Origin of the sequence: Parasynechococcus sp., from assembly GCF_042954245.1 — a bacterium.
GTDB lineage: Bacteria > Cyanobacteriota > Cyanobacteriia > PCC-6307 > Cyanobiaceae > Parasynechococcus.
The window spans coordinates 1-10,619 of sequence record NZ_JBGKDP010000167.1 but is presented as its reverse complement, the minus strand read 5'-3'; the positions used below and the strand labels follow the sequence as shown (position 1 = coordinate 10,619).

Genomic DNA, 10,619 nt, shown 5'->3' with positions numbered 1-10,619 from the left:
CAACAGAACACCGGCCTGCTGGTCAAGCGCCTCTCGCTGCTGGCGCAACTGCTGTTCGATCTCCCGGCGGGCGCGACGCTGCTCCCGCTGTGCCGTGGCCACATCATGGCCCGACAGTCCCCACAGCCGTCCCAACAAAGCGCGGTCATCGGCCCCACCACAGGCCTTGCCGAAGACCACCGTCTCAGCGGCGATGCCGGCCTGAAGCACCCGGCTCCAACGGCGTAGATCCTCAAGTGGCATGCGGACGCTGTCCGGCACAGCGAACTCAGTGGCGCCGCTACTGCACAGTCCTGCACGCACACAGGCCAGGGTTCCCACCAGCACCTGCTGAACCGGAAGTTGCTCCCCTTCCGCGATCAGAACATGGCCGGCCTCATGGACCGCAATCCGACGCAAACGCTCCTGCCCACCGGGCAAAGTTTCGGCAAGGATGTGCCCGCCCATGCCTTCCCAGGTGGCGGCATCAACGCTGAGGGAGACCAGGGCACCGCCAACCGCCACCACGATCCAGGCAGCAGACAAACCCAGGGCAGGACCAAAGACTCCGAGTGCGGTGATGCCGGCAACGGCAATGCCAGCCCGAAGTGCCCCCATGGAGCCCTGCCCCCCCTCTGCCATCAGCTGCGAGCGCGGGAGGTGGCACGCCCACGGCCTCCCTTGGATTTGCCGCCACGCGTCGGCATGGGAGCAATCATCTCGTGATTTTCAAGGTGCAGTTCCTGACCCTGACGACGCAGGTCAAGGCTGACGAAGTGACGCAGATGTTCGAGGGGTAGCTCGCCCTTGATCTGGAGTTTGAAGGGAAGCGGACGGTGACCGTCGGCGCGAGCCTGCTGCCGCACCTTCACCACCACTTCGCCGGTTTCAGGCTTGGTGAAGATCAACTCGCCTCGAACAGAGAAGAAGTCGTCACCCTCCGGCAGGGTATCGGAGGCATCGGCTTGGTCTGGAGCCAGGGTGCTGGGTTCCCAGACCCCAGCGATCTGCAGATGTAGATGATCGCTTTCACGGCTTCTGGGATAGACGACCCAGAGGTGGGGTTGATCCAGGGGCAGATGCCGCCGAATCAGGGTGAGCACCCGACCAAGCACAACTGTTTCCAGGGGGACCCCCTGGGCATCGGTCAAGGTGCCACGGGTGAGTTGCTCGGGATCGGTTGGGGCGTACGTGCCGCGCACAAGCCCGATGGCCCGGTACTGCAACGGCTCTGTGACCGGGGGAATCGGATGGGCGCGCATTGATGCTGATCCGGGCGGAGTCAAAAGCTCTTATGGAGACTGTAGCCAAGCCACTGCAATGTCCTCAGACTGAAGGGGCTGATTCGAGATCGGATGCCGAGCCCGCGCCGGATTCTGTTGCTGCTGGCATCCATAGTTGGGGCTGCGCTGGTCGGTTGGATCTCCGCGGCCTACATGGCCCAAGAAACCCGGGCGCGGGCGCGTCGTCAGGCTGAAGATCTGCAGGTTGAGCTGCCGCGTCAGCAGCTCCAGGCCCAGGACGAGCTCAACGAAGCAGAACGGGGACTTCTGCTGGAACACCTGGTGGCACTGGAGCGCCTGCAAGAGGCCGAAGTGGTGCTGCAACCGTGGCTGTCTGGCTGCTCCACACCGCGCGAACTCACCCGGTTTAAGGGCCTGGAGCCTGGCCAGCGTTTGGAAATCGGCTTGCTTTTGGCTGATCTACTACGACAAAGCGGATCCGACCAGGCCGCGATTAAGCTGTGTGGTCAACTGGCCGCAGAGGACATGAAGACGCAAAGCCCCTTATTGGCTCTAGCCCTCTTGAAACAAGAGAGGGATGATACATAGAGTCTTAACACCCTGCTGAAGCAGGCCCGGGAACGGCGGGACGCCAACGGACGAATCCATCCCCTGATCGATGTGGTGGCAGGACAGCTCGGATTAAGCGCAGCCCGCCGCACCACGCCTGACCAAACCAGCGCTATGGGATTTCAGGAGGGTTCTGATAGGCCTTGAGGGCCGCATCAATGGCATCGGAGGGTGGCGTGGCGTCGTCCATGGCCGTCGCCCGCCGGATCTGGTTCAAGAAATCCATAGGGCTGGCGGCATCCAGAATTGAGCCGCTGCCATTGGTGTCGCCGTAGATCTCGCGTTCCTCGCGATTCTGAAACGGCGCTTCAACCTGGGCCTCTGCACCCATCGGGATGACTGTCACCACCAGGGAAGACAACAAAGCCTGAGCGACAGCCGCAAGACGGCGAGACATCAGCGGACTCCGGAGTTGGCTGATGCTAAGGGTCTTGGACGCCACTGGATCAACCGTGCAGATCGCCACCTGGAACGTGAACTCGGTTCGCACACGATTGGATCAGGTGCTCAGCTGGCTGGGGAGCGAGCAACCGGATCTGCTCTGTCTGCAGGAAACCAAGGTGGATGACCCCCTGTTCCCGCTGGAAGCTTTCAAATCTGCTGGCTGGCACGTGCAGATCCATGGCCAAAAGGCCTACAACGGCGTCGCCCTGATCAGCCGCGAGCCCTTGGAGGATGTGCGCTGCGGCTTTGTTGGGGAGCTCCCGGATGATGCGGAAGCGGACGATCTCGGCGCACAGAAGCGCGTGATCAGCGCACTGCTGAATGGCGTTCGCGTGCTCAACCTCTACGTACCGAATGGATCGAGTCTGAAGTCGGAAAAATACCCCTACAAATTGGCCTGGCTCGGCTGCCTAAAGCGTTATCTCGATGCTCAACAGCAACGCGGCGAGCCGCTGTGCATGGTCGGCGACTTCAACATCGGCCTCGAAGCACGCGATCTTCCTGACCCCGACCGCCAGACCGGCGGAATCATGGCGAGCGATGCCGAACGCCAAGCCCTTCGTGACGCCCTAGGAGAACTGCTTCAGGACGTGTTCCGGGTGTTCGAACCGGACTCCGGTCACTGGAGCTGGTGGGACTACCGCGGCGGTGCTTGGGATCGGGACCGCGGCTGGCGCATCGACCACATCTATGTGTGTGACGAGCTGTTGGGACTCGCCCGAGGCTGCATCATCCACAAAGGCATGCGCGGCAACCAACAACCCAGCGACCACGCCCCGGTCAGCGTTGACCTCGACTGGCCTCCAACCGACGACGACGAAGGCGATGAACCGTTGTTCTGATCCTGTTCAGTAGACATCCACGCCGGCAGGCAGCATCACCATCCGTTTGGCCGATTCACCGCAGGTGCGCGGCGTGGGCAGCACCTTACCGGGATTGGCACGGTTGTCTGGATCGAAGGCAGACCGCAAGAGCCCCATTGTTTCCAGGTCGTCGGGGCTGAACATCCAGTGGAGATAGCAACGCTTGTCGGCGCCGACGCCGTGCTCTCCGCTGATGCTGCCACCGGCATCAAGACACACCCGCAGGATGGCGGCACCGAGCTCCTTCACGCTCCGCTCCACGTTGGGCTGGTCCAGTGAATACAGGATCAGTGGATGAAGGTTGCCATCACCGGCATGGAAAACATTGGCCACTGGCAGACCATGCTCCTGGCTGAGCCGTTCAATCGCCGCAAGCACCGACGGAAGGCTGCTGCGGGGAACGACACCATCTTGCACGTAATAAGTCGGCGTGATTTTTCCCACCGCTGAAAACGCAGATTTACGGCCTTTCCAGAGCACCGCGCACTCCGTGGGATCTTGGGCCCGACGCAGCCCACGAGCCCCTGCCACTCGACAAAGCGCGTCGGCCCGTTCGGAAGAGGCCTGAACCTCAGCCTCCTGCCCATCGAGCTCAATCAGCAGAACGGCCGCTGCATCACGGGGGTACTCGTCGTAGCCGAAGAAATCATTGACAGCGTTGATGGTGACGTTGTCCATGATTTCCATCCCCGCCGGCAGGAGGCCGCTCGCGGTGACTAATCGCACCGCTTCCCCTGCCGCTTCCATCGTGGCGAAATCCGCCAACAGCACGTTCACGCACTCCGGAGCCCGAAGCAGGCGCAGGGTGATGGCCGTCGCGATGCCCAGCGTTCCTTCGCTGCCGATGAACGCACCACGTAAATCCAGTTCGGAGGATTCAGCCAGCCCGTTACCCAACTGCGTGATGGTTCCATCGGGCAGCACCACCTCAAGCCCCAGCACGTGGTTGCTGGTCACGCCGTATTTGAGGCAGTGCACCCCACCCGAATTTTCCGCCACATTGCCGCCGATACTGCAAACCACCTGGCTGGATGGATCCGGGGCGTAATAAAATCCGTCACCTGCAACAGCCCGCGTCACCCAGCTGTTGATGACCCCGGGCTGCACCGTGACCCGCTGATTGGCCAGATCAAGGTCGAGCACCCGACGCATGCGACTGGTCACCACCAGAAGCGCCTGCTGATCCACCAACGCTCCCCCCGAGAGGCCGGTACCGCTTCCACGAGCCACAAACGGCACACCGTGTTGATGGCAGCACTGCAACACCGCGGCGACCTGTTCGGTGGTCTCCGGCAGCACCGCCAGAGGCGGACAGTGGCGTTCAAGCGTCAGTCCGTCACAGTCGTAACTGAGCAGTTCCTGACGCTTCGCCACGATGGCCCGAAGGGGCAGACATCGGCGCAGATCCCTCTCCAGTACTGACCAGTCGTGGGCCACATCGATCTCAATCTGATCAAAGACTACGCATCAAAATGCGCGCGAAGTGGGCAATTAAGAAACACAGCAAACGGAACCGGTCGTTCCTGAGTCAGGATGTTGCACGGTTTGCATCAGCCCTTTGGCGTCGGTTCCAGTGACAGCTCCCGCGTTGAATACCAGCCACTCCCAGGTCATCTTCGGCGCAGCACAGGCCCTGATGCCCGGAGGTGTCAGCTCCCCTGTGCGAGCGTTCAAGTCGATTGGCGGTCACCCGATCGTGTTCGATCGGGTGAAGGGTCCCTATGCCTGGGACGTGGATGGCAATAAGTACATCGACTACATCGGCAGCTGGGGACCGGCCATCTGCGGCCACGCCCACCCCGAGGTGATCGCAGCACTGCAGGAAGCGATCGAGAAGGGCACCAGCTTTGGAGCACCCTGTGCCCTGGAAAACACCCTGGCCGAAATGGTGATCGACGCTGTGCCTAGCGTTGAGATGGTGCGCTTCGTCAACAGCGGCACTGAGGCCTGTATGGCTGTGTTGCGCCTGATCCGTGCCTACACCGGCCGCGACAAGGTGATCAAGTTCGAAGGCTGTTACCACGGCCATGCGGACATGTTCCTGGTGAAGGCCGGTTCCGGTGTGGCCACGCTCGGCCTGCCCGACTCCCCTGGTGTCCCGCGCAGCACCACCGCCAACACCCTGACCGCGCCCTACAACGATCTCGAGGCTGTTAAGGCTCTGTTCGCCGAGAACCCCGACGCCATCGCTGGCGTGATCCTCGAGCCGATCGTCGGCAACGCTGGCTTCATTCAACCGGAACCAGGCTTCCTTGAAGGTCTGCGGGAACTCACCAAAGAGCACGGCGCTCTGCTGGTGTTCGACGAGGTGATGACCGGCTTCCGGATCAGTTACGGCAGTGCCCAGGCTCATTTCGGCGTCACTCCAGACCTCACGACCATGGGCAAGGTGATCGGTGGCGGTCTTCCCGTGGGCGCCTACGGCGGCCGCGCCGAAATCATGGGAATGGTCGCTCCTGCTGGCCCGATGTATCAGGCCGGAACCCTCAGTGGTAATCCCCTGGCGATGACCGCCGGCATCAAGACCCTGGAACTGCTCAAACAGCCCGGCACCTACGAGAAGCTGACGGCCACAACCCAGAAGCTCGTGGCGGGCATCAAAGACGCCGCCCAATCCGCTGGCATACCGATCACAGCTGCCAGCGTCAGCGCCATGTTCGGCTTCTTCCTGTGCGAAGGCCCCGTGCGCAATTTTGAAGAAGCCAAGAGCACGGATTCGGAACGCTTCGGCAAACTGCACCGCGCCATGCTCGAGCGGGGTATCTACCTCGCACCTTCAGCCTTCGAAGCCGGTTTCACGTCCCTGGCGCACTCCGACGCCGACATCGAAGCGACGATTAACGCCTTCCGCGAAAGCTTCGCCGCCGTAGCCTGATCGTTCCGTGCTGGCCTCAGCACCCCCTCCACCTCCACTGGTCTGCACAATTCAGACCGTGGAGAACCGGTGGTCTGGCCGCCCGATTCCAGGCATTCGACAGCTCGAGCAGCAGCAGTTTCGGGTTGACCGGGGTGACAACCCTGGGATTCAACCGGAGACGGTGATCGACAGCAGGCTCACCCCCGTGGTGGAACGCTTCAGCAGTTCCGGTGTTGAACAGATGGGGGGTCTCGCATGACCTATCACTTGTCCTACGAAGCCTCGTTAGGAGAGCTGAAATTCAATGACTCCGGAGCCCTGCCCAGGAGAGTCGTGTCATTGTCAGCGGAGATCTGGTCATTGATTCCCCAAAAGAGATTCGAACTCAGCCAGCAATCCCGGCTGAACCAATCGGCTGGGACGAAAACCCTGAGCAGCCTTTTTGAAACGGCCCATGGCTCCTGCCGAGAACAACGCTGAGTCTTTACTGGTGCGAGCTCGCCAGGCCGCCAAACGTGCCCATTGCCCCTACTCCAACTTACACGTGGGGGCTGCAGTGCGGTGTGATGACGGCAGCAGTGTGATCGACGGCTGCAACGTGGGAAATGCCAGTTATGGGCTGAACATCTGTGCCGAGCGAGTCGCCCTTTTCACAGCGATCAGCCAGGGCAAGCAACCGATTGAACTGGCCGTGAGCTGCATCGATGCCGCCCCAGGAACCCGCATGCCGTGCGGCGCTGCCGTCAGGTGATGCAGGAACTGCTGCCAAGCAAGGCCAATGTGAGCATCGACGGTATGGGAACAAGGCAACTCGAGCAACTCCTTCCTGCCCCCTTTGAACTGAGACAAGCAAAAATCAACTGATCATCACCATCACAACCCTGAAGCGCTCATTCAAGAGCGAGCAGCATCAAGAGACCACGATTCACCAGAGAATCAGGATCGCTCCCAACAAGCCAAGGCTTTCTGGGGATCATTGATTTCAGACACATCGCTGTAGACGTACTTCTGCCATTCCCGTTCGGGGAGACCGGCAAACAACATCAAGTTGAGCGGACACTGCTCGGAATCGGTGCACCTACGGAAATCATCCCGAAACAAGAAGGTGGGTTTACCAAGGGCAATGGCAGCACCAAGCTCCACCATGCCCCCTTCATCGGGTGGCGTTCCATTCACGATGGCGAACAGGACATCAGCATCACACACATCCTGCAGGTCCCGCTGCGTGACGCGATAGGCCCATCCCGGTTCCGCCAGATTCACCTGACCATTGCGCGCAAAGGGCTCCCAAACCTCCAACCCCAGGGCTTCCAATGCACCGATGAACTCCGGCAACAACAGCCGCTTCCACTGCTCCGAAAAGCCGTGAGGAGACGCCAGATAAATCGTGCGTGCGGTGTTTCATCACAGCCCCCGGGAGGCGCGGTACGCCTTCTCGTCTGCACGGGCCTGTTCAAGGTTTTCCCAAGGAAACACCAGCCATTCCGACGACTCGGCAACCACGGCTGCCGCCCACCAATCGGGACACCCCTTGCTGACCCAGACAGCAAAGGATACCTGCGGCACCTGAACTTTCAACGCCTGCAAGGTGCGTCCGGTTTCATAGACATCATCCACAATCAGGGCTGCTTGCTCGGGCGCTGAGAGCAAGGGGCGATCGATGGCATGGCTGAGCGCTACGGTAAGGAACAGCCCTCCCCGGGGGACCCCATAAACGCCGGTCACCGCAGAATCGGCAAAGCGTGAAGCCAACTGCTGCACCGCATGATCGAATTGGGCCCAGCTCAGCACCTGCATAGCCGGAGAATGACACGTCCACGCTGTGATGCCCCTTGAGCCGAGACGTCCCGCCCCAGGAACAAAACCGCAAATGGTTTCGCAGCCATTTGCTCAACCGGGAACTGGAGTTGCAGGAGCTCTATGACCTGCCGCAGGAAGACCTAGATCTACTGATGGCCGAGACCGCTGAGATCCGTTCGGACCCTGAAAACCGATCCCGCAGTCATGGGCGTTGGTGCACCGCAGGCTATGTGCTGGAACTGGCGAAGATCCTCGATGCTCGACGGGCCCGGGAGGAGAGCTTTTAGACGTCGCCCCTCACCAAAAAACGTCTCAACCATGAGGCCGAAATTGATAATCTTGCCGAAGCAATTTCAAGATCCGTTTTAGATAACTGACCGCACTTTTTCCTGATCAGCGATAGTTCTCAAACTGCAGAGGAACATCAAGCTCATCTTCCTTACCCTTAACGAGCTGAATCGCAGCTTGTAGATCATCTTTACTCTTGCCGGTGATCCGAACACTTTCACCCTGGATGGCCACTGTCACCTTTTTGAGCTCATCGCGCACCATCTTGCTCAACTTCTTAGCGATCTCCTGACTCAGTCCCTTACGCAGCTTCACCACCTGCTTCACCCGATTGCCTCCAGCAGTTTCAGGTGTTTGAAAATCGAAAATCTTGAGGGATAGGTTGCGTTTGGTGGCTTTGGTTCGCAGCACATCCTCCACAGCCTGAAGCGTCATATCACTGGCCGTGGTGATCACCAGCTCCGTTTCCTCCAGGTCAATCTCGGTACCGGAATCCTTGAGGTCATAACGGTTGCCAACATCGCGACGCACCTGATCCAGGGTGTTCACCAGCTCCTGACGATCAAAGTCAGAGACCACATCGAAAGAATAAGTACTGGCCATGTCGCAAACCCATCAATCCTCTAGTTTAGAAACCCGCCGATCTCCAGCAGGTTGCGGTTCACCCAAGCCCGTTAGGGTCCCCGGGATTAATCGGATGTCATGACTCCTGCATTTGCCTGGGCCCTCTGCCTAATGGGAGCCGTCGTGATGGTGAGCATCGTGCTCACCGGAGCCGGACGGGCCAAAGCCGACTTCACCATGGCTGATCTTCAGGCGCCTCGGGCAATGTTTGAACGGCTGCCCGCCTTCGGGCAGCGCGCCGTGTGGGCACAAGAGAACAGCTGGGAAGCACTGACCCTGGGGGCACCGGCAATGTTGTTGTGTCTGATCAGCGGAGTCAGCAGTCCAACGGCCATCGCGGCAGCGTGGATCTGGCCAGGCATCCGTTGCGTTTATCTGTTCGCCTATGTCGGCAATGTCCCACCCCTGAGGGGACTCTGCTGGGCCACGGGGGTGACTGCCGTTGGCATCTGCTACGTGGAGGGACTGCGGGCCGTGATCAGCGCCGCCGGCTGATTCAGTCGAAATACAGAAGGCTCACCACCTTCCCCATGTCCTCAGCAGTTCGTGCACTCGCCAGCAGCGTTTCACTGTCGTGAAATGCGAGGCAGATCAACTGATCACAGCGATTGATGATCTCTTGATTGCACAAACTGCTGGCCATCGGCAACGGCAAGTCATCCTGTTCGGGCTTATCCACAAGGTGCAACACCCGATCCAGGAGATCTCGGATTTCAAGCACCTGTCGGTCGAGGCTCTGGGGCAAGAGCACGGTGAGTTTGGAGGGATCCACCTCAAGACACCCGCGAATCACCGCAGCATTCACCCCCTGAGATCCTGATGTGATCAGGGAATGGCCTTCCTGCACAAGTGAGCGGGCCACCAATTCGATCAGGTGAACCGCCACAACGGGCACATGACGGCTACCGAGAATGGCGATCCTTCGTTGGCTTTTGTCCTGCAAAAGAGCGAGTTCCTGCGCAAGCGTGTCAACCCGATCGAGAGCCGGCAGATCCAGTGACTGACCCAAGGAAAACCCGCCGCCTGATTTCATCGGAAGTTAGCAACCATCAGGCGCGCTGAACCGTCAGATTCAATGCATTGAAGAGCTGATCGAGCTTGCAATGCTCTTCCACAAGACGGAAGGCGTAGGTGGCCTTCACGGCTTCATGCAGGCGCACATGACCAAAGGCCTGCTCAATCACCCCCACCGTGGCCAGGGTGTCGTGCTCCACCTTGAGCAAGGGCACGTCCAATTCTTCCGCGCGATTGATCAATTGGGGAAGAGGTTCCCCAGCCCCAGTGAGGATCAAACATTGGGTTGAGGCCTCCAAAGCGGCCAACTGGATGTCGGTGCGATCCGCCCCCGTCACCACAGCCATGTTGCGTCGTTTTCGGAAGAACTCCATGGCCGAATTCACATTCATCGCCCCGATGCTCAGGGTTTCCACCAACAGTTCCTGCCGTTCCTGGCAGCAAATCACCCGGGCATTCAGCCGCCGCACCAACTCGCCAACCGTGACGCTGCGCAGCAACGGGGAACGGGGCATGACGCCAAACACCTGCAAGCCCAGGCCCTGCAAAGCAGGAACCACTTGTCGCTCCAAACTTTCGACCTCCTCTGGCGTGACAGCGTTCAACACCACACCAACCAGACGGTCACCCAGGGTCTGCTTGGCCGCCAGCAGCGCATCAACACTGCGGCTGTCCTGCCAGAGGTGCACCAAAACGACCTTGGCATCGAGACCTGTGGCCAACTGCGGAAGGCTGAGGCCGTACAGCAATCCCTCCTGGAGGCTTCCCGCACATTCCAAGAGGGTGAGTCCTTCGTCAGCCTGAATGCGCTGGCGCAGCTCCGTGAAACCTTGGCCAGCGTCCAACTCGCCCTGGCCAAGACGCTGGGCAGCTGTTGTCAGCGACAGCAGATGCATC

At 60.1% G+C, this 10,619-nt stretch carries 16 protein-coding genes; 7 read left to right on the top strand and 9 right to left on the bottom strand.

Annotated elements, in window-relative coordinates:
- Both ACGVJ8_RS07515 and ACGVJ8_RS07510 read right to left on the bottom strand, forming a co-directional pair.
- The coding region (locus ACGVJ8_RS07515; protein WP_392346869.1) for a hypothetical protein at positions 1-621 on the bottom strand (621 nt) is incomplete at its 3' end.
- On the bottom strand, positions 621-1,241 hold the full coding sequence (locus ACGVJ8_RS07510; RefSeq protein WP_392346867.1) for a hypothetical protein: 621 nt from the start codon (positions 1,239-1,241) through the stop codon (positions 621-623). The genes ACGVJ8_RS07515 and ACGVJ8_RS07510, both read right to left, overlap by 1 nt.
- Positions 1,242-1,334: 93 nt before the next feature.
- Here ACGVJ8_RS07510 and ACGVJ8_RS07505 point away from each other — a divergent pair, with 93 nt between their 5' ends.
- Positions 1,335-1,811 carry a hypothetical protein gene (locus ACGVJ8_RS07505; RefSeq protein WP_392346865.1) on the top strand — a complete coding sequence of 159 codons (477 nt, stop codon included), beginning with the start codon at positions 1,335-1,337 and terminating at the stop codon, positions 1,809-1,811.
- A 133-nt stretch (positions 1,812-1,944) separates the two neighbouring features.
- Here the strand turns inward: ACGVJ8_RS07505 and ACGVJ8_RS07500 are convergent, their stop codons facing one another.
- On the bottom strand, positions 1,945-2,229 hold the full coding sequence (locus tag ACGVJ8_RS07500) for a hypothetical protein (protein WP_392346863.1): 285 nt from the start codon (positions 2,227-2,229) through the stop codon (positions 1,945-1,947).
- Between the two features lie 55 nt (positions 2,230-2,284).
- Between ACGVJ8_RS07500 and xth the strand changes: the two genes are divergently transcribed.
- Positions 2,285-3,118 (top strand): exodeoxyribonuclease III, encoded by an 834-nt coding sequence (gene xth / locus ACGVJ8_RS07495; RefSeq protein ID WP_392346862.1) that lies wholly within the window; start codon positions 2,285-2,287, stop codon positions 3,116-3,118.
- A 6-nt stretch (positions 3,119-3,124) separates the two neighbouring features.
- On the opposite strand, the gene ACGVJ8_RS07490 is transcribed toward xth, so the two are convergent.
- Positions 3,125-4,576 (bottom strand): FAD-linked oxidase C-terminal domain-containing protein, encoded by a 1,452-nt coding sequence (locus ACGVJ8_RS07490; RefSeq protein ID WP_392346860.1) that lies wholly within the window; start codon positions 4,574-4,576, stop codon positions 3,125-3,127.
- Positions 4,577-4,712: 136 nt separating this feature from the next.
- On the opposite strand from ACGVJ8_RS07490, the gene hemL reads away from it, so the two are divergent.
- The 3 genes from hemL (at position 4,713) to ACGVJ8_RS07475 (ending at position 6,747) form a co-directional block, all read left to right on the top strand.
- A complete protein-coding gene (hemL, locus tag ACGVJ8_RS07485) occupies positions 4,713-6,014 on the top strand; it encodes a glutamate-1-semialdehyde 2,1-aminomutase (protein ID WP_392346873.1) in 1,302 nt (433 codons plus the stop codon).
- A gap of 7 nt (positions 6,015-6,021) precedes the next feature.
- The gene (locus ACGVJ8_RS07480) at positions 6,022-6,255 is read left to right on the top strand and encodes a hypothetical protein (protein ID WP_392346858.1); all 234 of its coding nucleotides are present in this window, start codon (positions 6,022-6,024) and stop codon (positions 6,253-6,255) included.
- A 195-nt stretch (positions 6,256-6,450) separates the two neighbouring features.
- Positions 6,451-6,747, top strand: a complete 297-nt coding sequence (locus ACGVJ8_RS07475; RefSeq protein ID WP_392346857.1) for a cytidine deaminase — start codon at positions 6,451-6,453, stop codon at positions 6,745-6,747.
- 185 nt (positions 6,748-6,932) lie between these two features.
- On the opposite strand, the gene ACGVJ8_RS07470 is transcribed toward ACGVJ8_RS07475, so the two are convergent.
- Complete coding sequence (locus tag ACGVJ8_RS07470) at positions 6,933-7,382, bottom strand: nucleoside 2-deoxyribosyltransferase (protein ID WP_392346871.1); 450 nt, start codon at positions 7,380-7,382, stop codon at positions 6,933-6,935.
- An 18-nt stretch (positions 7,383-7,400) separates the two neighbouring features.
- A complete protein-coding gene (locus ACGVJ8_RS07465; RefSeq protein ID WP_392346855.1) occupies positions 7,401-7,793 on the bottom strand; it encodes a phosphoribosyltransferase in 393 nt (130 codons plus the stop codon).
- Positions 7,794-7,828: 35 nt separating this feature from the next.
- Between ACGVJ8_RS07465 and ACGVJ8_RS07460 the strand changes: the two genes are divergently transcribed.
- A complete protein-coding gene (locus ACGVJ8_RS07460) occupies positions 7,829-8,083 on the top strand; it encodes a hypothetical protein (RefSeq protein WP_392346853.1) in 255 nt (84 codons plus the stop codon).
- A 106-nt stretch (positions 8,084-8,189) separates the two neighbouring features.
- Here the strand turns inward: ACGVJ8_RS07460 and ACGVJ8_RS07455 are convergent, their stop codons facing one another.
- A complete protein-coding gene (locus tag ACGVJ8_RS07455; protein WP_392346851.1) occupies positions 8,190-8,687 on the bottom strand; it encodes a YajQ family cyclic di-GMP-binding protein in 498 nt (165 codons plus the stop codon).
- 99 nt (positions 8,688-8,786) lie between these two features.
- Between ACGVJ8_RS07455 and ACGVJ8_RS07450 the strand changes: the two genes are divergently transcribed.
- Entirely contained in the window at positions 8,787-9,203 is a 417-nt protein-coding gene (locus ACGVJ8_RS07450) for an MAPEG family protein (RefSeq protein WP_392346849.1), read from the top strand.
- Between the two features lies 1 nt (position 9,204).
- Here ACGVJ8_RS07450 and ACGVJ8_RS07445 read toward each other — a convergent pair whose 3' ends face one another.
- Positions 9,205-9,741: a DNA recombination-mediator protein A gene (locus tag ACGVJ8_RS07445; RefSeq protein ID WP_392346847.1), complete on the bottom strand. Its 537-nt coding sequence runs from the start codon at positions 9,739-9,741 to the stop codon at positions 9,205-9,207.
- A 16-nt stretch (positions 9,742-9,757) separates the two neighbouring features.
- The coding region (locus ACGVJ8_RS07440) for a DRTGG domain-containing protein (RefSeq protein ID WP_392346845.1) at positions 9,758-10,619 on the bottom strand (862 nt) is incomplete at its 5' end.